General features: G+C 65.9%; 20 protein-coding genes. 4 read left to right on the top strand and 16 right to left on the bottom strand.

The window, feature by feature from the left end:
- The first annotated feature begins 25 nt into the window (after window positions 1–25).
- Window positions 26–1,441, top strand: a complete 1,416-nt coding sequence (locus CSC74_RS10390; protein ID WP_162314393.1) for an aminotransferase-like domain-containing protein — start codon at window positions 26–28, stop codon at window positions 1,439–1,441.
- Window positions 1,442–1,594: 153 nt separating this feature from the next.
- On the opposite strand, the gene azu is transcribed toward CSC74_RS10390, so the two are convergent.
- The 5 genes from azu to CSC74_RS10365 are packed head-to-tail and all read right to left on the bottom strand — an operon-like array spanning window position 1,595 to window position 5,386.
- Complete coding sequence (gene azu / locus CSC74_RS10385; protein WP_162314392.1) at window positions 1,595–2,053, bottom strand: azurin; 459 nt, start codon at window positions 2,051–2,053, stop codon at window positions 1,595–1,597.
- A 38-nt stretch (window positions 2,054–2,091) separates the two neighbouring features.
- Window positions 2,092–2,670, bottom strand: a complete 579-nt coding sequence (locus CSC74_RS10380; protein WP_162314391.1) for an SCO family protein — start codon at window positions 2,668–2,670, stop codon at window positions 2,092–2,094.
- Window positions 2,667–3,437 carry a formylglycine-generating enzyme family protein gene (locus tag CSC74_RS10375; RefSeq protein ID WP_162314390.1) on the bottom strand — a complete coding sequence of 257 codons (771 nt, stop codon included), beginning with the start codon at window positions 3,435–3,437 and terminating at the stop codon, window positions 2,667–2,669. The genes CSC74_RS10380 and CSC74_RS10375 overlap by 4 nt, the downstream gene beginning before the upstream one ends.
- A 3-nt stretch (window positions 3,438–3,440) precedes the next feature.
- Window positions 3,441–4,958, bottom strand: coding sequence for a copper-containing nitrite reductase (gene nirK, locus CSC74_RS10370; RefSeq protein WP_162314389.1), 1,518 nt, complete (start codon window positions 4,956–4,958; stop codon window positions 3,441–3,443).
- The gene (locus CSC74_RS10365; RefSeq protein ID WP_162314388.1) at window positions 4,955–5,386 is read right to left on the bottom strand and encodes a cupin domain-containing protein; all 432 of its coding nucleotides are present in this window, start codon (window positions 5,384–5,386) and stop codon (window positions 4,955–4,957) included. Before CSC74_RS10365 ends, nirK begins: the two co-directional genes overlap by 4 nt.
- Before the next feature lie 390 nt (window positions 5,387–5,776).
- Here CSC74_RS10365 and CSC74_RS10360 point away from each other — a divergent pair, with 390 nt between their 5' ends.
- On the top strand, window positions 5,777–5,944 hold the full coding sequence (locus CSC74_RS10360) for a hypothetical protein (RefSeq protein ID WP_162314387.1): 168 nt from the start codon (window positions 5,777–5,779) through the stop codon (window positions 5,942–5,944).
- A gap of 7 nt (window positions 5,945–5,951) precedes the next feature.
- Entirely contained in the window at window positions 5,952–6,197 is a 246-nt protein-coding gene (locus CSC74_RS10355; protein ID WP_162314386.1) for a DUF6522 family protein, read from the top strand.
- 417 nt (window positions 6,198–6,614) lie between these two features.
- Here the strand turns inward: CSC74_RS10355 and CSC74_RS10350 are convergent, their stop codons facing one another.
- The 7 genes from CSC74_RS10350 to hemN form a co-directional block, all read right to left on the bottom strand.
- Window positions 6,615–7,016 (bottom strand): SirB2 family protein, encoded by a 402-nt coding sequence (locus tag CSC74_RS10350; protein ID WP_162314385.1) that lies wholly within the window; start codon window positions 7,014–7,016, stop codon window positions 6,615–6,617.
- Between the two features lie 100 nt (window positions 7,017–7,116).
- On the bottom strand, window positions 7,117–8,379 hold the full coding sequence (locus tag CSC74_RS10345) for an NnrS family protein (protein WP_162314384.1): 1,263 nt from the start codon (window positions 8,377–8,379) through the stop codon (window positions 7,117–7,119).
- A gap of 4 nt (window positions 8,380–8,383) precedes the next feature.
- A complete protein-coding gene (locus CSC74_RS10340; protein WP_162314383.1) occupies window positions 8,384–8,584 on the bottom strand; it encodes a hypothetical protein in 201 nt (66 codons plus the stop codon).
- Between the two features lie 104 nt (window positions 8,585–8,688).
- Window positions 8,689–11,016, bottom strand: a complete 2,328-nt coding sequence (locus tag CSC74_RS10335; RefSeq protein WP_162314382.1) for a nitric-oxide reductase large subunit — start codon at window positions 11,014–11,016, stop codon at window positions 8,689–8,691.
- 90 nt (window positions 11,017–11,106) lie between these two features.
- Entirely contained in the window at window positions 11,107–11,586 is a 480-nt protein-coding gene (locus tag CSC74_RS10330) for a pyrimidine dimer DNA glycosylase/endonuclease V (protein ID WP_162314381.1), read from the bottom strand.
- Between the two features lie 10 nt (window positions 11,587–11,596).
- Complete coding sequence (locus CSC74_RS10325) at window positions 11,597–12,349, bottom strand: helix-turn-helix domain-containing protein (RefSeq protein WP_246193149.1); 753 nt, start codon at window positions 12,347–12,349, stop codon at window positions 11,597–11,599.
- A 19-nt stretch (window positions 12,350–12,368) separates the two neighbouring features.
- Window positions 12,369–13,775, bottom strand: coding sequence for an oxygen-independent coproporphyrinogen III oxidase (gene hemN / locus CSC74_RS10320; RefSeq protein WP_162314380.1), 1,407 nt, complete (start codon window positions 13,773–13,775; stop codon window positions 12,369–12,371).
- A gap of 141 nt (window positions 13,776–13,916) precedes the next feature.
- On the opposite strand from hemN, the gene CSC74_RS10315 reads away from it, so the two are divergent.
- Window positions 13,917–14,435 (top strand): hypothetical protein, encoded by a 519-nt coding sequence (locus CSC74_RS10315; RefSeq protein ID WP_162314379.1) that lies wholly within the window; start codon window positions 13,917–13,919, stop codon window positions 14,433–14,435.
- 52 nt (window positions 14,436–14,487) lie between these two features.
- Here CSC74_RS10315 and CSC74_RS10310 read toward each other — a convergent pair whose 3' ends face one another.
- The 4 genes from CSC74_RS10310 to CSC74_RS10295 all read right to left on the bottom strand — a co-directional run bounded on the left by CSC74_RS10310 (window position 14,488) and on the right by CSC74_RS10295 (window position 20,221).
- Entirely contained in the window at window positions 14,488–15,078 is a 591-nt protein-coding gene (locus tag CSC74_RS10310; RefSeq protein WP_162314378.1) for a DUF2846 domain-containing protein, read from the bottom strand.
- A 4-nt stretch (window positions 15,079–15,082) separates the two neighbouring features.
- Entirely contained in the window at window positions 15,083–15,823 is a 741-nt protein-coding gene (locus CSC74_RS10305) for a hypothetical protein (protein ID WP_211369619.1), read from the bottom strand.
- Window positions 15,824–16,002: 179 nt separating this feature from the next.
- On the bottom strand, window positions 16,003–17,265 hold the full coding sequence (gene alr / locus CSC74_RS10300) for an alanine racemase (RefSeq protein ID WP_211369618.1): 1,263 nt from the start codon (window positions 17,263–17,265) through the stop codon (window positions 16,003–16,005).
- Window positions 17,266–17,323: 58 nt separating this feature from the next.
- Window positions 17,324–20,221: a TonB-dependent receptor domain-containing protein gene (locus tag CSC74_RS10295; protein ID WP_162314376.1), complete on the bottom strand. Its 2,898-nt coding sequence runs from the start codon at window positions 20,219–20,221 to the stop codon at window positions 17,324–17,326.
- Between the last annotated feature and the right edge of the window lie 579 nt (window positions 20,222–20,800).

Below are 20,800 nucleotides of genomic sequence, written 5' to 3'. Positions count from 1 at the left end.
TGAAAAAAACCGGATCAGTTCAGCCATGAAGCGTTACGAGTCGCTGGCCGGGGATATCGCCCATTCGATCCGCGACGGCCTGCTCAAACCGGGCCAGCGCCTGCCTTCGGTCCGCCAGGCCGCGGCGACACGCCAGGTCAGTCCTTCCACCGTGTTCCAGGCCTATTACCTGCTCGAGGCACGCGGCCTGGTCCAGTCGCGGCCCCGGTCCGGCTATTACGTCACCGCCCATGTGCAGCCGCTGCCGCCGGAACCGGAAACCGCCTCGCGCCCGGACGGCGAGTCGCGCGATGTCGATGTCAGCGAACTGGTGTTCGAGGTGCTGCAGTCGGCCATGGCCCACGACGTGGTCCCCTTGGGATCCGCCTTCCCCAGTCCGCTGCTGTTCCCGCTGGCCCGGATCGGCCGGGCGGTGGCCACGGCCGCGGTGCACCTGGACCCCTGGAGCACGGTCGATGACCTGACTCCCGGCAACGCCGACTTGCGGCGGCAGATCGCGCTGCGCTACCTGATCGACGGCATGGACGTGGGTGCGGATGAAATCGTCATCACCAACGGCGCGCTGGAGGCCTTGAACCTGTGCGTGGCCGCGGTGACCCGGCCCGGCGACGCGGTGCTGGTCGAATCGCCGTGCTTCTACGCCACGCTGCAGTCGCTGGAACGCAACGGCCTGCGCGCTATCGAGGTACGGACCCATCCGCGCGACGGCATCGACCTGGACGCGCTGGAGGCGGCGATCGCGCGCCACGCGCCACGCGCCTGCTGGCTGATGCCGACCTTCCACAATCCGCTGGGCAGCAGCATGCCGGAGGAACGCAAGCGCGCGCTGGTCGCGCTGCTGACGCAACACGGCATTCCGCTGATCGAGGACGACGTCTATGCCGAACTGCATTACGCCGGCCAGCGCGCATTGCCGGCCAAGGCCTTCGACCGCGACGGGCTGGTGATGCATTGCTCTTCATTCTCCAAGAGCCTGGCGCCGGGCTACCGCATCGGCTGGGTCGCGGCCGGGCGCGAAGCGCGCAGGATCGCCCGGCTCAAGCTGACCACGACCCTGAGCAGCAACGTGCCGACCCAGATCGGCATCGCCCGTTACCTGGAGCGCGGTGGCTTCGATCGCCACCTGCGGCGCCTGCGCAAGACCCTGGCGGAACAGCAGGAGCAGTACATCGCCGCGATCGGGCAGGCGTTTCCGCCGGGCACGCGGGTCACCCGTCCGGCCGGCGGTTATTTCCTGTGGATCGAAATGGATCGCGGTGTGGATGCCTTGCGCCTGCAGCGCGCGGCATCGAAGCTGGGCATCAGCATCGCGCCGGGGCCGATGTTCTCGGCCAGCCGCGGCTTCGGTCATTGCCTGCGGATGAATTGCGGGCATCCGCTGGATGCGCGCATCGCTGCGGCTTTGGTCACGCTGGGACGGATGGCAGCGCAAGCCGGTTGAGCGGAACCCCTGGAAAAGGGTTCTTCGCCGCTGCCCGGGAAAACCCATCATGGCGTAGGAGCGTCCATGGGCGCGAGCTCTTCGTCCCGATCGCGAGAAGATCAAGAGCTCGCGCCCATGGACGCTCCTACGGGGACCGGAAAGACGAACGATCTACCTGGTGACCACCAGCTTGCCTTTCATGATCCCCGAGTGGCCCGGGAACGAGCAGAAGAAGCTGTAGTCGCCACCGGCCTTGAGCTTGCCGCCAGCGAACTTCGCCGAGGTCTTGCCGCCACCGCCGATCATCGGGGTCGCGGCGATCACCCGGGCATCGCCCTTGGGCATGTAGTGGGCGGCGGCACCGGCTTTCATCCCGGCCATGCTGAGTGCGCTCACATCCGTGGTCGCGCTGACCACCACGTTGTGGCCCATCGCGGCGATCGGCAATTTACCGGTGTGGACCAACTGGATGTCGATCGTGGCGCAGGACGCGGAAACGGTGGCGGTCTTCAGGTCGAACTGCATCTGGTCGTTGGCCTGCAGCTTGATCGTGCAATTGGGCGCGGCGCTGGCATGTGCGGCGACGCCGAGCAGGACCAGGCCGAGGACGAGGGCGGGAATGGTTTTCATACGAGGTACTCCGTGGATTGGGAATTCGGGCTCAAGGATCAGGGGTTGGCAGTAGCGCGGCGCACCGCGGCGACGAATTCGGGATCGGGCCTGCTGCCCATCTGTTCGGTGCGGGCGAGGATTCGGCCTTCGCCGTCCAGCAGGACCAGCGCGCTGGTGTGGTTGAACTCGCCGTCGGCCAGGGCGCGGTAGCGGATCCCGAGCACGCCGGCGATTTCGCGCACGTCGGCCGGTGCGGGGCTGGCCAGGGTCCAGCGCGCGCGGTCGAGCTTGCGCTTGTCGACGATCGACATCAGTGCCGCGGGCGTATCGCGTTTCGGGTCCATGCTGACCAGCAGGATGCCGAGGCGTCCGCGCTCGGCCGGCGCCAGGTTGTGCTCCACCGCCTTGCCGCTGTCCACGATCAACGGGCAGATGTACTGGCACGAGGTGTAGAACATCGCCACCAGCTGCACCTTGCCGCGTCGACTGGCCCATGCGAAGCGCTTGCCGTCCTGGTCGGTAAGCCGCACCGGCAGTTGATAGACCGAATCGCGCGGCAGCGGCGCGGGTCTGGTGGCCGCGAGCGTTGGCAAGCACATGGCCAGGGCCGCGAACAGGCAGAGCAATCTTTTCATTTCAGGTCCTTGGCGCAGCGGAAGCCCAGGTTGACGGTGGTGTCTTCGGCGTCGAGCGAGGACAGCATCGCCACCCGCATCAGCACCGCGTAGTTGTCGCGATCGTCCATCGACAGCGCGCCGGCGCCGCAGAACTTCGCGTTGTCGGCATCGCCCTGGTTGCGGTTGTCGGCGGCGACCAGCAGCGAGGAGAAATCCTCGGTCCATTCCCAGACCAGGCCATGCAGGTCCTGCACGCCATACGCATTCGGCGCCTGCAGCCCGGTTCGCGCCAGGGCCTGGTTGGACGGATGCGAATACCAGCGCAGGATGCGCTCGCGCCAGGCCGGGTCGCGACGCGCATCGCGGCGGGTTTCATCGGCCGCCGCGGCGTATTCCCATTCGTCCCAGCTCGGCAGGCGCGCGCCCTGCGATTCGCAGTAGGCCTGCGCGGCGAACCAGCTGACCTGGACCACCGGCTGTTGCGGCAAGGCCTTGGCCCCGAGCACGTCGGCGCCGGTCCAGTGCGCGAGGTAGCGCGGTTCGGCGAACACGCGCGCGACACGATCGCGCCGCCATTGCGGATGGGACCGGACGAAGGCCAGGAACTCCGCATTGGTCACCGGCTTGCGCATCAATGCGAACGGGGCGATGCGGGTATCGCCCTTGCGGTCCTCGTACTTGAGCGCGGTGCGGAAGTTGCCGCCCGGCAGCTGCGCGTAGTCCGCCGCGCCGGCCGCCAGGCCGGCGAGGGGGATCAGCAACAGCAGGGCAGCCAGGCGGCGCATCGCTCAGTGGCCTTCCGAGGCGTTGGCGGGCTTGGCCTTGCGTGCCTCGGCCGCTTCGGCCTTGGTCACGTGACCACCGGGGTTGCCCCAGCTGTTGAGCACGTAGGTGGCCAGTTGCGCGACTTCGTCGTCGGTGAGCTGGCTCATCGGCGGCATGATCGAGTTGTACTCCTTGCCGTTCACCGTCACCGGGCCCTGCAGGCCGTGCAGCATCACGCTGGTCAGGCGCTTGCGGTCGGCGGCGATGTAGTCGGACTTGGCCAGCGGCGGGAATACCCCGGGCATGCCTTCGCCATTGGGCTGGTGGCAGGTGGCGCAGGTGCCGTTGAACAGTTCCTTGCCGGCGGCGACCTGCTCGTCCACGGTGAGTTCGCCGGCGTGCGCGGATTTCGCCGCCGTCGTCACCGCCGCCATATTCGGCTGCGCACGGTTGCCCAGGTATACGTAGTCGACTTCCTTGCCGGAGTAGATCGCCTTGTTCTCGGTGCCGTCGGCCTTGAGGATCGCCAGCGCGCCCTTGTTGAACGCACGGAAGATGCTGTGGTCGACGAGCACGTAGCTGCCCGGCACTTCCAGGTGGAATTCCATCATCGCCGCGCCACCGGAGGGGATCAGCGTGGTCTGCACGTTCTCCTGGTAGTGACGGCCGCCCTCGTACCAGACCTTGTCGAAGATCTCGCCGATGACATGGAAGCTGGACACCAGGTTCGGCCCGCCATTGCCCACGTACAGGCGCACGTTGTCGCCGACATGGGCGGTCAACGCGCTGTCGCCGGTCAACGCGCCTTCCTTGCCGTTGAACAGGACGTAGGTCGGGTGCTCGTCGATCGCCTTTTCCATGTCGAAGGGTTGCAGGCCTTTCTCGCGGTACTTGCCGGCGGTGTAGAAATCGCCCTGCATCACGTAATACTCCTTGTCGACCGGCGGCAGGCCTTCCGGCGGTTCGATCAGGATCAGGCCGTACATGCCGTTGGCGATGTGCATGCCGACCGGCGCGGTGGCGCAGTGGTACACATAAAGGCCGGCATTGAGCGCCTTGAAGGTGAAGCGCGAGGAATGCCCCGGCGCGGTGAAGCTGGAGGCCGCGCCGCCACCGGGACCGGTGACGCCGTGCAGGTCGATGTTATGCGGCATCTTCGATTCGGGCAGGTTGCGCAGGTGGAATTCCACCGTGTCGCCCTGGCGCACGCGGATGAAGCTGCCGGGCACGGTGCCGCCGAAGGTCCAGAACGTGTAGCTGACGCCTTCGGAAATCTCCATCTCCTTCTCGATCACGTCCAGGGTGACGATGACCTTGGCCGGCGCGGTGCGGCCGGTGGCCGGCGGCACGTGCGGCGGCGAGGTCAGGATCGCGTCGACCGGCTTGCCTTGCGGCGGACCGAAATCGCCCTTGCGCGAACCGCCGGAGTCGGACGCGGCGGACGCGGCAGATTCCGCGGGTTTGTCGTCGCCGCGACACGCCGACAGGGTCAGCGCGGCGGCGGCCAGGATCAGGACCAGATAACGGGTGGCGTGCTTCATGCGGACTCCCCTAGTGCGTTCGATTTGCGTTCAACGTGCGGTTTCTTTTTCTTCTTCGGGTGCCCGGCGGCCATGGCCTCGGCCCGGGTCGCATGCACGGTGCCGGGTGCGGTCTCCGGCGGCGCGTACACGGTGTACAGATGGATGGGCTTGCTGCCGGTGTTGACCAGGTTGTGGCGGGTGCCTGCGGGCACCGAAACCAGCGAACCCTTGTCCACTGCCGAAGCGGACCCATCCAGCCTCACCTCGCCCTTGCCTTTCACCAGCACCAGCAACTGGTCATTGCCCGCATGGGTTTCTTCGCCGATGTCCTCGCCAGGCTGCAGGCACATCAGCACCACCTGGCTGCAGGCGTTGGTGAGGATCTCGCGGCGGAAGTCCGTGTTGGCCTTGGCCAGTTTCCTGATGTCGCCGTTGAACACGGACATGGCGGGCTCCTTGTAGAGAATGGGGTGGTGGTCGCGACAACCGGTGCGGTGACTGCACCGTCCGCGGTAAGCAAGTTACGTGCATGGACGAGGGCTGCGATTGATCTGGATCAAAAGCGGGTCCGACGATTCGCAGCGGAGGCGCCTTTTGCTGGTGCTCTTGATCCAGGTCAACCTGCGGGTACCGGCCGGATGGGCGCGACGCAGGCTGGTAAGGAACGGGGACGGCCCTTGCGCGTCGAAATCCGGATTCCGCAGCGGAGCAGTTGCGACGGCGATGCGCAAAGCGGGGCAATGCCGCATGGCTTGACCAGGGTCAAGGCGGATGCCCACGCGCAATGGTCTGCTGGGACCCTGCACCAATAGCAGTGCGGCAATGAGGATAGGGTGATGGCATACGAACCGGAGTGGCAGGGCTACGCCTCGCTGGCGGAGTCCGGTGTGCGCGAGGCGTTGTTCGCCGCGGGCGTGGATTGCGCCATGTCCGCATGCCGCGAACCGGAGTGCATGCCTGCCCACGAACTTGATCGCAGTACGGATGGCCAGCCGACCTGCTGAGCGTCCCATGCTGGGACGAACCGGGGTCGCTGCCGGCAAGCGATCGATGGAAATCGACGCCCGCGTGATCGGCGCCGGACTCGGGCTGGAGCCCGCGCAGGTGCAGGCCTTGATGCAGGCGGAGAAGATATCCCTGCTATGCGAGCGCGGCACCGGCGAGGATCAGGGCTGCCACCGGGTCACGTTCTATTATTCGGGCCGGCGCTTCCGCATCCTCATCGACAGCGCCGGCCGCATCTTCGAAGACGCATGATTGTAGGAGCGCCCCTTGGGCGCGATGCTTTTCGGCCAGGTCGCGCAAGAGCATCGCGGGCAAGGCCCGCTCCTACGGAGTGTTGTAGGAGCGCCCTTGGGCGCGATGCCCTTCGGTCAGATCGCGCAGAAGCATCGCGGGCAAGGCCCGCTCCTACGGAGTGTTGTAGGAGCGCCCTTGGGCGCGATGCCCTTCGGTCAGATCGCGCAGAAGCATCGCGGGCAAGGCCCGCTCCTACGGAGTGTTGTAGGAGCGCCCTTGGGCGCGATGCCCTTCGGTCAGATCGCGCAGAAGCATCGCGGGCAAGGCCCGCTCCTACGGAGTGTTGTAGGAGCGCCCCTTGGGCGCGATGCCCTTCGGTCAGATCGCGCAGAAGCATCGCGGGCAAGGCCCGCTCCTACGGGGCACCGCATCCGCTCAGCCAAGCCAGTAATTGATCCAGCCCAGCGGGTGATGGGCGCGGGCGATGCCGATGATGACCAGGTAGACCAGTACGGCGGCGCCGTAGCACCAGGCGCGCATGCGCGCGCCGCGGCCGCGCTTCAGCGCCAGGCTGCCCAGCACCACATACGTCACCAGCAACACCAGCTTGGTGCCCAGCCAGCCGTTGCCGAACATCGCCCACGGCAGGATCGTCAGCAACATCATCGCCGCGGTCAGCAAGGTGGTGTCGATGGCGTAGCTGGTCCAGCGCACCGGCAACGACTGCGGCCAGCGCGCACCGGCCAGTACGCCGATGCCGCGCAAAGCGAACAGCGCGCCGCTCAGCAGCACCATCAGCACGTGCACGTATTTGATCTGCGGGTAGAACTCGATCATCGCGGGATCCCCGGGGGATTATTTCGGAAGGCGAGGAGTGAGCGGTGAGGAGTGAGGAGTGAGAGGGAAGCTAGAGCCGCTCCCGCTCACTCCTCACTCCTCAGTCCGGCTTTCCATCGGCACGCGGACTCAAATAGATGCGGCCGATGCGCAGCAACCACGGCGCGAACGCGAGCAGCCAGCCGCACGCAGCCAGCGCTTGCCACGCGCCCGCATCGGGCAGCACTTCCGCGGCGACCCGCATCGCCGCCACGACCTGGATGGCGACGAACGCGAACCACGCCGCTGCCGGCATCAGCAGCGGCCGTCCGGAATGGCCCTGGGTCACCCGCGTCACCATCGCGATCAACACGCTGCCGAAGAAGCCGACGAACAGCGCGTGCGCCGGGCCGCGGCCCAGCCAGTACACCCCGGTCAGCGCATAGGCGATGCTCTGCGCCGAATACAGGGCGAAGGCCAGCGGCAACCAGGTCAGGCCGATGAACAGCACCATCAGCAGGCCAGGCTTGGGCCCGCGCGGCCGCTCCTGCGCATCCTGCGCTCGCGGCACTCGGGCATCCATGCCCTTCGGCCACCAGCGCCACAGCATCGTCACGAACAAGGCCAGCAGGGGCACGTCGACCAGCCATGACCAGGCGTAGGCATGGACCAGTTCCAGCAGCAGGTGTCCCAGGCACAGCGGCCAGAACACGGCCAGCAGCCACAATGGCCGCCAGGGCGTGTAACCCGGAACCACGCCGCCGGCGAAGAACGGGAACATGCGGTGGGCCACGGTCATGTAGATCGGCAGCAGCAGGCCGAAGGTGCCCAGCTTGATGCTGGCGAATACCCACAGCGGCGAGCCGCCGAGCACGAACACCAGGAATCCGATCAGGCCCACGTAGCCCAGCAGCAATGCCGCGAAGCACGAGCGTGCGTGCCAGGTCGCGCCTTTTTCCCGCCACAACAACGGTGCAAGAGTCGCCAGTGCCGCGCTCCAGCCAGCGATCGTCATCAGCAGGCCGACCACGATCCCCGCTTCCCAGCCCAGCGCCCCCAGCAACACCGCGACCTGGCCACCGAAGATGCCGATGCCGACCGGCAGGTAACGCCAGCGCTCGAAATCCGGCTGGCCCATCCAGCGCGGGAAGGTGGTCAGCAGGAAACCGAAGATGAAGCTCGGCAACACCTGGTACTGCATCACGAAGGCATGCAGCCAGCCCGCATACGGCGTGGGCTGAGGCATCGCCAGCGTCGGCCAGCGCGCGGCGATCAGCCACGCCGACCACCACAGCATCGCCAGCAGCAGGTTGCTGGCGCCGATGAAGAACATCAGCCGATGCGGCGCCTTGGCCAGCAGGCGCGGCGACAGTGCATCCGCCATCGTTTCAGCCACCACAGCCGCCGCAGCATTCCGAAGGCAGGCGCACGAATTGCCCTGCTGCGGCGCCGACGCCGGCCTGTTGCAGGCAGTCGAGCAGTTCCGTTTCCGTCGCCACCGACGAGATCCTTACCATCGACGCGCGCGCATCGAAATCGAGCATGGCCGCGGGATCGAGCTCGACGATGGCGCGTTCGATCGCGGTCATATCCGGCGCGCCGGAGGTGCTGAGCGTGTATTGCATGACGCGATGGCTCCGGTCGGAGAGGGTAGAGGGGGCAGCGGCCCGGCGGGAGCCGGGCCACCGCCGGTTCAGCGCTGGATGTTCTCGGTCTGGACGTCCGCGATCGCCTCGCGCTTCGGCGCGATCCACAGCCGCAGCACGAACCAGGCCAGGGCCACCGCGCCGATGCTGAAGATGGTGTCGCCCGGCACCCGCATCCACACCAGCATCTCCACGATCGGCCGCTGCATGAACTCGGCCGAGCGCGCATAGGCGTAGCCATGCTCGATCGCCGCCAGCAACTGCATCGTGCCCAATGGCAGCAAGGTCAGCGCCGCCATCAGCGCCAGGCCGATGTTGAGGCACCAGAAGGACACCTTCAGCGGCCTGGCATCCCACACCATCTGCCCGCGCAACCCGCGCAGGCAGAACAGTACGAGGGCGATGCCGAGCATGCCGTACACGCCGAACAGCGCGGTGTGGCCGTGCAGCGGGGTCAGGTTGAGGCCCTGCATGTAGTACAGCGACAGCGGCGGGTTGATCAGGAAGCCGAACAGTCCGGCGCCGACCAGGTTCCAGAACGACACCGCGATGAAGAACATCACCGGCCACCGGTAACGCGCCATCCATGGCGTCGACTTGCCCAGCTTCCAGGTGTGGTAGGCCTCGAAGCCGATGTAGGCCAGCGGCACCACTTCCAGTGCGCTGAAGCTCGCGCCCAACGCCACCACCGAGATCGGCGTGCCGACGAAGTACAGATGATGCAGGGTGCCGAGCACGCCGCCAGCCATGAACACGATGGTCGCGAACAGCACCGCGGCGGTCGCCGTCGAAGTCCTGATCAGGCCCAGGCGGGTGAAGATCAGCGACATCACCGCGGTCGCGAACACTTCGAAGAAGCCTTCGACCCACAGGTGCACCAGCCACCAGCGCCAGTATTCGACTTCCGAGATGTGGGTGTGCTCGCCCCACATCAGCGCGGCGCCGAAGAACAGGCCGATGGCCGCGGTCGAGGCGAACAGCAGGGCGATGATCGACTTGGATTCGGTCGCCGGCCCGCGCAGCACCGGCCACAGCGCGCGTCCGACCAGGGTCACCCACAACAGCAGGCCGACGAACAGGAACCACTGCCAGAAACGACCCATGTCGGCGTATTCCCAGCCCTGGTGGCCGAACCAGAAGTTGTACTCCAGCCCCATCTTCTGCATCACCGCGAACCACTGGCCGGCGAACGAGCCGACCACGATGACCAGCAGCGAGACGAACAGGAAATTGACCCCGAAGCGTTGGAACTTCGGCTCGTGCCCGGACAAGGCCGGAGCGATATACAGACCGGTACCCAGCCAGGCCACCGCGATCCACAACACCGCCAGCTGCGTGTGCCAGGTCCGCGACAGCGAGTACGGCAGGTAGTCGGAAAGGGCGAAGCCATAGGCCTGCTGTCCCTCGACCTGGTAGTGCGCGGTGATCGCGCCGAGCAGGATCTGGGCCAGGAACAGCGCCAGCACCACCCAGAAATATTTCGCCACCGCGCGCATCGACGGGGTGATCCGCAACGCCGCGAACGGATCGCTGGCCGGAATCCTGTGCGCTTCCTCGCCACGCCCGTGGGTGACCGCATGGTGCCAGCCGAGGATGGCGATGCCGGCGATCAGGAACAGCACGCTGAAGGCCGACCATACCCACAGGGCCGGGGGCGGGGTATTGCCGACCAGCGGTTCGCTGGGCCAGTTGTTGGTATAGGTGACCTTCTTGTTGGCGATGCCGTCCTGGGCCGGGGTCAGGGTCCCGCCGTTGCTGGCGCGCTCGGTGGTCGCGGCCCACGCGGTCCACCAGAAGAAAGCGGTCAGCGCGCGCCGGTGTTCGAGGGTATCTACCGTGTCCTGCTTCATCGCATAGGCTTCGCGCAGTTCCAGCGTTGCCGGATCGTTGCCGAACAGGCTCTCGTAATGCGCGGCGACATTGGACAGCGCGGCGACGCGGTCCCGGGTCAGGGTGATCGTTTTCGTGGCCGGGTCGTAGGTGTTGGCCCGCATCATTTCCTGCAGGCGGCTGCGCAGCGCGCCTTGTTCTTCGGCCGGAAGTTCGGCGTAGCTGGCCATGCCGCCGTCGCGGCGCGCCCAGATATCCAGCACGCCCACGGCTTCGCGATGCAGCCAGTCGGCGCTCCAGTCGGGGGCGACGTAGCCGCCATGGCCCCAGATCGAGCCCAGTTGCATGCCGCCTATCGATTGCCAGACTTGGCGTCCTGTCTCGATGTCGGCGCGGGTGTAGACCACGCTGCCGTCCTCGGCCAGGACTTTCTCGGGCATAGGTGGCGCCGCGCGGAAGATCTCGCCTCCGGCCCACAACAGCACGCTGAACGACGCGATGAGCAGGACCACCAGGCCCAGCCATAGCTTGCGGGTATTGCCCATTGCAGCTCTCCCATTGGGTTGGCGACATGTTGCTACGCTACCGCCGGGGTTACCCTGATCTGGATCAAGTCATGCTATCGGCGAAAGGTCTCAGGCCAGGCGGCGGAGCAACTTCGGCAGGGGCGAGGGATCGGACGTTGCCGGTGCCCGCTCCCATGGTGCCACAGGCCCCGGATCCGGATGGAACAAGGGATGGCATTCAGGCGCGCGGAGGTCGTTCCAGCGGACGAAAAGCGCTGGGCTGCGGATTTCCAGTTTGCGCAGCAGATGCTTCCACTCGTGATCGATCTGGCCCGAAGTCGCCGGGATCGGCGCGACCGGCCGCAGCGGACCGATCTTGCCGCGATCGAAGGCGTAGCCGCGCGAAGTCGCCTCGGCGTGGACCGCAGCCAGATACGCATTGATCGCCAGGCGCGGGGAGGCGTGCGCCTTGAAGCGCTCGAGTTGCGGATGGTGCTTGTAGCCGCGTGTTTCATCGCGAAGCACGGCTCGTGCCAGCAAAGCCTCGCGCCACAGTGCGACCAGTCCTTGCGGATCCAGGTACTTGGGATGCAACGTCCACAGCCGCATGCGCGGGCGCCTAGTTGCGCAGGATCGGCGCGGCCAGCTGCTGCAGGCGCGCGTGGTCCGCCAGTTCCACTTCGCGCCGGTCCACGTTCAGCAGGCCTTCGTCCTGGAAGCGCTTGAGCACGCGGCTCACGGTTTCCGGGGCCAGGCGCAGGTAGTTGGCGATATCGGTGCGCGCCATCGTCAGCTGGAAACGATCGGGCGAGAAACCGCGCGCGGCCAGGCGCCGCGACAACCCGACCAGGAACGCGGCCATGCGCTGGTCGGCGGTCCAGTCCCCGGCCAGCAGCGCGGCATTGCCGATATCGCGGCTCATCAGCCGGAACAGGTGTTGCTGCAGGCCCGGCAGGCGCGCGGCCAGCACCGAGATCTTGGGAAACGAGAACCGGCATAGCATCACCGTATCCAGCGCCACCGCATTGCACGGGTAGCGGTCGCCATCGATCGCATTCAGCCCGATCACCTCGCCGGGCAGATGGAAGCCGAGCACGTGCTCGTGGCCGTCGCGGTCGATGGTGTAGGTCTTGACCGTGCCGGCGCGGACCGCGGCGATCGCTTCGAACGGATCGCCTTCGCGGAATGCATGGTCGCCGGCGTGCAGCGGGCCGACGTGTTCGACCAGCATGTGCAGGTCCAGCAACGCGCTCTTGTCCATGCCCTGCGAGAGGCAGGCCTGGGAGAACGCGCAGGTCGAACAGAATTTCAGCGCATCGCCATCGTCGGCGAGGATGCTGCGGTCCAGCCGCGGGAACGCGGTACCGCTCACGCCAGCGACCCCGGTGCGATCAGATCGCGCGCGAGAAGCGCTGCGGAACGATGTCCGCCGGGTTGGCCGGAGTTTGCAGGTAATGGTCGAAGCACATCGCAATGTTACGCAACAAAAGCCGGCCCTGCCTGGTCGCGACGATGCGCCCGGGCTCGAAGCGCACCAGCCCGTCCTCGCGCAAGGGCCGCAACTGCACCAAGGCGTCGGCGAAGTAGCTGTTGAAGTCGATATCATGGCGGCGCTCCAGCGCGCCGATCGGGATTTCGCCCTGGCACATCAGTTGCTGGATCAGGTCGGCGCGCAGGATGTCGTCGTCGGACAGGCGCATGCCGCGGAACACCGGCAGGCGGCCCTCGTCCAGGGCGACCTGCCAACTGGGCAGGTCGCGCGGATTCTGGCTGAAGCTGTCGCCGATGTGGCTGATCGCGCTCACTCCCATGCCGACCAGATCGGTATCGGCGTGGGTGGTATAGCCCATGAAATTGCGGTGCAGGCTGCCGCGCTGCTGGGCCAGCGCCAGCTCGTCGTCGGGCAATGCGAAATGATCCATGCCGATGTACACGTAGCCGGCGGCGGTCAGCTTGTCGATCGCCAGGCACAGCAGTTGCAGCTTCACTTCCGCCGGCGGCAGGTCCTCGGCGTTGAGCTGGCGCTGGGCCTTGAACATGGCCGGCAGGTGCGCATAGCCATACACGGCCAGGCGACTGGGACGCGCGTCGATGACCGTGTCCAAAGTGCGCGCGAAACCTTGCAAAGTCTGCTTCGGCAGGCCGTAGATCAGGTCGACGTTGACCGAGCGCAGGCCATACATGCGGCAGGCCTCGATGATGGCCAGGGTCTCCTCCACGCCCTGGATGCGGTTCACCGCTTCCTGCACCGCCGGATCGAAGTCCTGCACGCCCAGGCTGGCGCGGTTGAAACCGGCCGCGGCCAATGCGCCGACGTCGTCGGGTTTCAGGAAGCGGGGGTCGAGTTCGATGGAGATATCGCGATTGGCCGCCTCGCTGAAGCGGAACTGGCCGCGCAGCACATCCACCGCCTCGGCCAGTTGCGCCGGCGACAGGAAGTTGGGCGTGCCGCCACCGAAATGCAGCTGGACCACTTCGCGGTCGCGGTCGAACAGGGCCGAAGCCAGTTCGATCTCGCGGTACAGCCGCGCCAGGTAGATTTCGCCTCGCCCTGCGTCGCGGGTGATGATGCGATTGCAGCCGCAATAGAAGCACGGGCTCATGCAGAACGGCACGTGCAGGTACAGCGACAGGCGGCGCGGGATCGGGTCGCCGTTGCTGAGTTGCACCGCCTCGCGCAACTGCGCCTCGCCGAAGCTTTCGCTGAACTGCGGTGCGGTCGGGTACGAGGTATAGCGCGGTCCCGGGCGGTCGTAACGCCGCAACAACTGCGCATCGAGGGTCGGTTCGCTGATCATGCGGGACAGGCTAAATGCGGAGTCGGGCCGCCACCTTGATCCGGATCAAGACGCGGCCTGCAATCGCGCGATTTCCACGCCGGGCGGGGTTCAGCCGGGTCGTGGCAGCCTGCGGCCCCCGATACGAGCTTGGAGTAGCCCATGCGATTGTTCCCGATCCTGCTGGCGGGCGGCCTCGCCATGGCGGCAGGTCCGCTGCTCGCCGCCGATCCCACGCCCGAAATCAAGCGCGACCCCGGCGCGCCGCAGGCGGTAGGCGCCGCGCACACCCTGCGTACCATTCCCGAGGCCTGCGCGCGCCTGGAAGGCGTGTTCACCGGCGAGGCGGCGCAGCCGTACAAGTACGCCGTGGTCCGCACCGACCCGCAATGCCAGCCGCGCGCGCGTTTCGTCGATTACGCCAAGGCGCAGCCGACGGAAGCGAAAGGCTGGAAGCTCAACGACGTGATCCGCGCGCCCAGCGCTGGATGTCCCTCGCAGCAGGCCGTGGTCCGCGTGTGGCGGAAGCCGGTGGACAACAAGCCGGTGCTCGATGGCCAGGGCAGCGCGCGCGTATACCTGCAGGAAGCCAAGGAAGCCGCTGCCGCGGGCAAGCAGCTTCCCGCGGTGACGATGTATGCGGCGGAGATGAAGGTGGAAGGGAAGGGCTGCGGTGGCTGAGCCGGAAACACGAAAGGCCGCTTGTGCGGCCTTTCGTCGATGGCATGGATGCTTATTTCTTCTTCAGAGGCTTGGCGGGTTTCAACTTCCCTTCGAGGGCATTGAAGGCGACCTCGTCGGAAGGCGAAAGATTCGGCCTGCCCGCGAAGACGCCCATGGTGATGCCGCCCGTCACGTAATAGGTTTCGCCTGCCTCGACTTCCATGTTCAGGATGTCCTTGGCCTCGGAATGCACGGTGTATTGATGCGCGCCCGGCTCGGCGATGTACACGAAATAAGTGCCGTTGCTGAGTTTTCCTAATTCGGTTTCGCCTTCGCGCACCTTGTAGCTGACGCCGCCACCCACGAATTTCTTGTCGCGGAAGAACACGATCTGGCCCTTGCCGGCCGGCGGCGATGCGATCTTGGATTCCGTGCTCGCGGCAACCGCTTCTTCGCTGGCCGCTTCCGCAGCTGCCGGTGCTTCCGCAGGAGTCGCGGCTTCGGCGGTTGCAGTTCCTTCAGCAGTCGCGGCGGCTTGGGGCTCTTCGGCAGGAGTCGCGGCTTCGGAGCCAGCGGCTTGCTCGGGAGCGGTTTGCGCGTGCGCGAATGCGGGACAGGCCAGGGCCAGGCACAGCAGTGAACGGTGCAGCATAGGATGCATGGTGTTACTCCTCGGGGTGATGGTCGGCTTCGCCGTCGACCGTGGGCGACAGCGCGGTTGCTGGAAGGGTTGCGGAAAGCGCAGGTGGGGACGGTCCCGTTGCGGATGGTGTCGTCGCGGCCTGTTGTTCGGGCGCGGATGCAACGATCGCGACGGGAGCGGCATCGGTGAGCTGCGGCATTGCAGGCGCCAGTTGCATTTCCTGGGCGGTCTTCGCCTGCGCGAGCGTGCCGGCAGGGATGATTATTTCTCGGCCATGGACGAAAAGTCCGACGGGCCCCAGCGCCAAGGCGACCGCTAACGCAGCTCCCGTATTGTCCTTCCCTTTGCCGCCCAGCTTGAGGCCGCGCAAGTTCACGTGCGTGCCGTTGCGGTCAAGGTACCTCGCGGCGATCAGCAGCTCGCCACCCTTGCCGCCGCTGCGGGATTTTTCCGCATGGACGATTTCGCCCACGCCTTCGACGCCGGGATCGAGGACGACATTCCCGTCGACGGACAGCGGTTCGGCGAGGCGGATCCTGAACTTGTCGCCGCGCAGCACGCGCGAGGAATCCAGGGGCTCCATGATTTCGAGAGTCACCAAGGTGCCCTCGGCGACCCGGCAGCAGGCACCGGTGACGGGAATCGCTGCCGGATCCAGGGTTGGCGCGACAGGCATTGTTTCGTTATTGACGATCCGGGTTTCCTGCGCCCAGGCGCTGGGTACTGCCAGGAAGGCAAGCACAAAACATCCGATCTTGAACATCGATCCGCGCGCCCCTGTCATTTCCCCTGACAGGAAGGCTAACCCAATCCCCGTATCCTTCCAATAGGTCCTGCAGGCCCGGTCACCGCACTTCGTTTCGAGGTGATCGCGACCCGGGCGGCCAGCCTAAAGGGGAGGCAATTAAACGATGGCTGGCCGTGTAATTGCCTCCGTCCCCTTTAAGTCGCTTTAAGCCGCAGAATCTTTGGATTGGAGTTGCCCCACACCGTGTACTGATCGGCGAGTATCACGCCCGTCAGCTCTTCGATTTCCGCCTGGGTGATTTCGCCTGTTCCTTGCTTGCCGAACAAGACCACCTCATCGCCTGCCTGCACGCCCGGAATATCCGTGACGTCCACCATCGTCGTATTCATGGTGACACTGCCCACGACGGGCGCGCGTTGCCCGCGGATCAGCACGCTTCCCTTGTTCGAATAGGCGCGTCGGTAGCCGTCCGAATAACCCACGGGAAGATTGGCCAGCAGCGAGTCCCGCGCCAGCGTGAAGGTGCGGTCATAACTTACGGTGTTGCCGGCAGGATAGGCATTGACCGAGGCCACCCGCGACTTGAACGACGCCACATGCGCGAACGGCGGTTTGGGCGTCCCGCCGTAGCCGTACAGCGCGCCGCCAGGACGCACCATGTCCAGGTGCGATTCGGGAATGTGCTGGACGGCGAACGAATTGGCGGCATGCAGGATCACGTCCTCGCGCCGCAATGCGGTGTTGGCGAAGAGCCACGCGGCCTGCGACTTGAAGGTTTCCAGGTTCTGCAGGATGTCCTTCCGGTCTTCGGTCGGGAAGTGCGTCATCAGGCCGACGATCTGCAGGCCCTCGGTCTTCACCAGCGCTTCGGCGTCCCGCTGCCCTTGCACGGTATTCATCTCGATCCCGTTGCGGCTCATGCCCGCCGAGTTCAGCGCCAGGTGCACCCGCAGCGTGCGCCTGCGCTTGCGGGCGATGCCGCCGACGGCTTGCGCCTGCGCGAGGTTGCCCACCAGTTCCTCGACCCTGTAGGCCAGCGCGTCCTCGACCTCGGCCAGCGTGGCGGCGCGCACGCGCATCAGTCGACCCTTGAAGCCGCAGGCCCGCGCCATGCGCGCTTCCTCCGTGCTCGCGATGCCGACATAGGGCAGGCGCGCCTGGAGGATGCCGGGCATCACCATGTCGATGCCCACCCCGTAGGCATCGGCCTTCATCACGGCGCAGATCCCGGCGCCGCCGGCTACAGCGGCCCGGACGAGCCGGAGGTTGTTTTCGAAAACCTCCGGATCGATCTCGATCCAGGCATTCGGCGCCCCCGCCTTCCGCTTCCCCGGCAGGCCGAGCATCGGCGAGGAGTGCGCTTCGATGGACGCGGCAACCGCCGTGCCCGCAGCCGCCGCCAGGAAGCGGCGACGACTGAAGGAGGTAGAACTGTGTTCTGGCATGGTGTGCTCCAAGTCGCCGCCGGTCTCCCGGCGGCGACTTGACCCGGGTCGGATCAGGCGACGGACGACGTCAGTCGAACTTGTATTCGACCATCAGGTTGAACGAACGGCCACGCGGATCGGCTACGCGCGGTTCCCAGGCGGCGCCCGAGGCGAAGTCGACCTGGTGCGCGGTGAACGGCGGGTCGGTATTCAGCAGGTTGCGCATCGCCAGGGTGAAGCGCGCGTTCTCCAGGCCGGTCCAGCTCAGGCTGTAGTTGTAGGTGATGTAGTCGTCGACATCCGGGTTCCAGTTCGCCGGGGTGTAGGAGCCGCCTTCGACGCTGACCGGCTCTTCATCCTTGTAGCCGGCCCGGTAGACCTGGGTCAGCGTATGCGCCCAGTCGCCCTTGGCCCAGCCGAGGGTCAGGGTGTGCTTCCACTTCAGCGGCAGGTTGTAGAAGCGGACGTACTCGCCCACCAGGTTGTCGCCGTAGGGCACGTTGGACAGCGACTTTTCCTTGAAGGTGTCGATGTAGCTGCCGTTGAGGTTGACGTACCAGCGGCCGTCGCCCAGTTCGCCGGTGAGGTTGGCGTCCAGCTCCACGCCGCGGGTCAACGTGCCGCCGGAGTTGATGTAGCGCTGGTCGATCGCGGTGACCTTGCCGCTGCTGTCGCGGATCCAGTTGGCGGCGAACAGGTCGTAGTTGGCGGTCAGCGTCGCCAGGTTGGGCACGCGGATCGAGTCGATGCGTTCGATCTCCCACCAGTCGAGGCTGATGTTGAAGTTGCCGGTGGGCGCATAGACCAGGCCAAGGCTCTTTTGCTTCGATTCTTCCGGCCGCAGATCGGTCTTGCCGCCGGTGATGATGGTCGGCTGGATCAGTTCGCACCCCGGTATCGCCGAATTGACCGAGCCGCTGGGGCAGCTGGCCGGGTCGACCAGGTCGCGGCCGAAGTATTCCACTTCATTCACGCCGGCGAACAGCTTGGTGAACTCGGGCACCTTGAACCCGGTGCTGTACGCGCCGCGGAACGCCAGCGACTCGAGCGGCTGCCACTTGAACGCATACTTCGGGTTGGTGGTGCCGCCGAAGGTGTCGTACTCGTCGCGGCGCACGGCCAGGGTCATGTCCAGGGTCTTCACGATCGGCAGATAGACTTCCGCGTAAACCGCCTTGACGTCGCGATGCACCTTGGGCAATTCGCTGGTTTCGTCGAATGGCGCCTGGTAGATGGTGTCGTAGTTGAGCGGCAGCCCGTCGAGGACCTGGACCCCGCCGAACTCGAACTCCTCGCGCCGCATCTCGATGCCGGTCGCCAGTTGCACCTCGTCAGCCCACAGGTTGAAGCCGAGACCGCCGCCGAAGCTGGCATCCAGCGAAGTGACGGTGGACTCTCCGCCGTACAGATGGACCCCGGTGGCCGAGGCCGCCTGCAGCGCGGCGACGCCGGCCGGGTTCTGCTGCTGGCCCGGCATCAGGAACGGGTTCAGCAGGCCGCTGCCGAGAACCTGCTTGAGCCCGCTCGAGAAATAATAGCCGCCAGCGAGCACCGACTCGGCCTTGCTGGATGCGCGCGACAGACCTACGTCGTAGTCCCACGTGCCGATGTTGCCCTCCACCCCGACCAGCAGCCGGTAGGCCTTGGTCGTGGTCTCGATCTGACGCGGACCGCAGGTCACGCACCGCCAGCGGTAGGGGATCTTGTTGCCATAGATCAGGTCGGCCGTGCCGAAGTAGTCGGCCATCGCGTTGTATATCTGGTCATAGGTTTCCTGCGTATCCGCATTCAGCGGAAACCAGGTGCTCGGATCGAGCACGGCGGTCGTCGATGCGCTTGAAGAGAGCTGCAGCGGCTCGTACTCGCGTTTTGATTTCACCCGCGAGCCCATTGCCTCGGTATAGAACTGGTGGTTCTCGCCGATCTTGAAGGTGGCCCGGCCGAGGAACTGCACGCTTTCCTGCGGCTGCTGAAGCGGCTGCGCGGCCGGGTAGTCCCAGGCGCAGGCGTACTTCGCACTGCCGCTGTCCCACAGCCGGTAGTCGTACGGCCCCATGTTGTCGCCGCCGTTCTCGCAGCCCGCCCCGCCCGGCAGGTTGAGGATGTTGATGGAGCGCATGGGGCCGCCGCCGTCGGGATCGACCAGCGCGCCGTTGATGATGCCGCCGGCGACATTGGTCACCGTGGCGAACGGCGTGCCACGCGTGTCGGGCGATACGCCACGGTCGGGCTGGAAGCTGTTGGCGAAGTCGCGCTGGTAGCTGCGCAGGAACTCGCTGCGCCTGTAGTTGACCGTGCCCCAGGCGTTCCAGCGGTCGGTGTCGAGGTCGCCGACGCCACCCAGCACGCTGTAGTTGTAGATGGCGCCGCCGCCGTCCTGGGTCACATCGATGCCAGCGTTGAGAGTGATGCCCTGGTAGTCGTTGCGGGTGATGAAGTTGATCACGCCACCGATGGCGTCGGTGCCGTACACCGCCGAGGCGCCGTCGCGCAGCACTTCCACGCGATCGATCGCGGCGAACGGAATCGAGTTCAGATCCACCGCCTGGCCGCGCAGACCATGGCTGGCGACGCGGCGACCATTGAGCAGCACCAGCGTCGCGTCGGAACCCTGACCGCGCAGATTGGCGCCCGACACGCCGGCGGTACCGCGCAGTTCGCCGAGATCCATGTCGACGGCGCCCGAGGTGAGGCCGTCGGCGCCGTTGCCGGCGATGTTGAGGAACTGCAACAGTTGTTCGGCGGAGGTGATGCCCTGCGCTTCTATTTCTGTTTTTTGAATGATGGTGATCGGCAGCGCCGCTTCCACGTCGGTGCGCTTGATCCGCGAGCCGGTGACGGTGACCGTTTCCAGCGTCTTGGAAGCCGGTTCCGGGGAAGCTGCGGCATTATCGGATTGCGCAAATGCGATGCCTGGAGCCGTCAGGCCCAACAGGATCGCGGTGGCGAGTGTGTGCTTACTCGATGAAAGGCTGCGAACAGGCATGCGATGTCCCCTAGTGTTTGAAAAGACGCTGCAACTAATAATGTGGCGATTGGGATCCGCCTGCGAACAGCCCGCATTCCCGAGGTGCGAGCCCCATGCCATCCCAGCGGAAGCGCTTTGCGTAGCAGCTACTCCATCGTCCGCGGCAGCCCTCGCCGCCGCTCGCATCCCTGATATGCACCGCGAATTTCCCCCGTTTCAATCAGGCAGGTTCGTCTTCCCCGGCGCGATGCCGAACGATCGCGCCATGCCTGCCTTGTCATTGCATATAGCACGCACTTTTTGGGGGGTCAATAAAATATTCCGCAACGTGGAGCGTTCCGGCATAAATATTCCCCGCTTGTGGGGCGGGGATTATCTGGCTGTCCGGTTGCATGACCTTGCCTGGGACATTCCGCACGCGCAGTCCGGGCTTTCCCCGTCGACCTGTTCAATGCTGCGGAAAGTTACCGGTGAAACATAAGGTGAGCGGAGGGGTCGCTGGATGACCTTGTTGGCCGCATGCGACGCCGCCCAGATGCAATCAGTCTGTGGACGCACCCGCTCTATTACCGGACACCTATATCCACTTCCGTATGT

Origin of the sequence: Pseudoxanthomonas yeongjuensis (genome assembly GCF_010093345.1) — a bacterium.
GTDB classification, from domain to species: Bacteria; Pseudomonadota; Gammaproteobacteria; order Xanthomonadales; family Xanthomonadaceae; genus Pseudoxanthomonas_A; species Pseudoxanthomonas_A yeongjuensis.
The sequence above is the reverse complement of the archived record's forward strand: the minus strand, read 5'-3'. Positions and strand labels throughout refer to the sequence as shown.